Genomic DNA, 1,206 nt, shown 5'->3' on the forward strand with positions numbered 1-1,206 from the left:
GGCGCGGCTTCAGCGCGTCCTCGCCCGAAACCAGTGTGCCGATCGGCGCGCCGATCCAGCGCAGCGTGCCGTCCGAACCGAGCGCTAGATCGCCATTGGCGCAGGCACCGAAGCGCTCCGCGCGTGCATCGAATTCGGCGGCCAGCGCCTTTTGCGCGGCCGTGCGCACGGCCTTGGCGTCTTCGCCGCCGGCGGTCTGGTCGGCGGTGAAGCGGAACCCTTGTAACTCGCCGACGTGATGGCCTTCGACAAGGACGGTTCCGGTAGGACTGATTTCGGCTTCAGGCATGGTATTTTCTCTAAGGCGCCGCATGAGGACGGAAGTCCTGCGGTCTACGAAGCGTTTCGTCAACCGCTCATGCAGCGCATCCGACAATCTGTCTTCGATTTCGCGCGTCTTTTCCTGCCAGTGTGCCTGATCGGCCAGCCAGCCGGGCCGGTTCGACACGAATGTCCAGGTGCGGATCTGGGCGATGCGGTGCGACAGCGTGTCGATATCGCCCTCGGTGGTGTCGGCGCGGCGCACCTGCTCGGCCATATAGTTCTCGTCGACATGACCATGCCGGGCGAGGTCCATGTAGATCGAGGCGATGAGGTCGGCATGCTGGGCGGGCGCGATCTTGCGATAATCCGGCAGCGCGCAGGCTTCCCACAGCAACGCCACGCGCTTGGCATTGGTTGCGAGCGCGCGGATGCCTTCGTCGCGGGAGAGATGTTCGAGCGCCTGGGCATCGACGGCCGGCAGTGCGCGTGTCAGGCCCTCGACCGGGGCGTTGGTCTCAATGGAACGCTTCAGCGCATCGAGGCTGGCGAAATCGAATTGGGCGGTGCGCCACTGCAGCACCTTCACCGGGTCGAAGTCATGGCCCTCGATCTTCTGGACCAGGTCCTCGTCCAGCGGATCGACCTGGCCGGTGACGCCGAACGTGCCGTCGCGCAGATGCCGGCCGGCGCGGCCGGCGACCTGGCCGAGTTCGGCCGCCGTCAAATTGCGGTACTGGTAGCCGTCGAACTTGCGGTTCTGGGCAAAGGCGACATGGTCGAGGTCGAGGTTGAGACCCATGCCGATCGCGTCGGTGGCAATGAGATAGTCGACATCGCCCGACTGGAACAGCGCCACCTGGGCATTGCGGGTGCGAGGCGACAGCGCGCCCAGAACCACCGCCGCACCGCGATCGTCGCCTTCTCCGCCGACGAGGTCTACGC

At 65.8% G+C, this 1,206-nt stretch carries 1 protein-coding gene; it reads right to left on the reverse strand.

What is annotated here, in order from left to right; translation table 11 throughout:
* Nucleotides 1–1,206: helicase-related protein (locus tag EOA36_RS35745; protein WP_281040115.1), on the reverse strand; the 1,206-nt coding region annotated here is incomplete at both ends.

The sequence above is a fragment of the Mesorhizobium sp. M8A.F.Ca.ET.021.01.1.1 genome, assembly GCF_003998025.1.
In the GTDB taxonomy this organism is placed as follows: Bacteria; Pseudomonadota; Alphaproteobacteria; order Rhizobiales; family Rhizobiaceae; genus Mesorhizobium.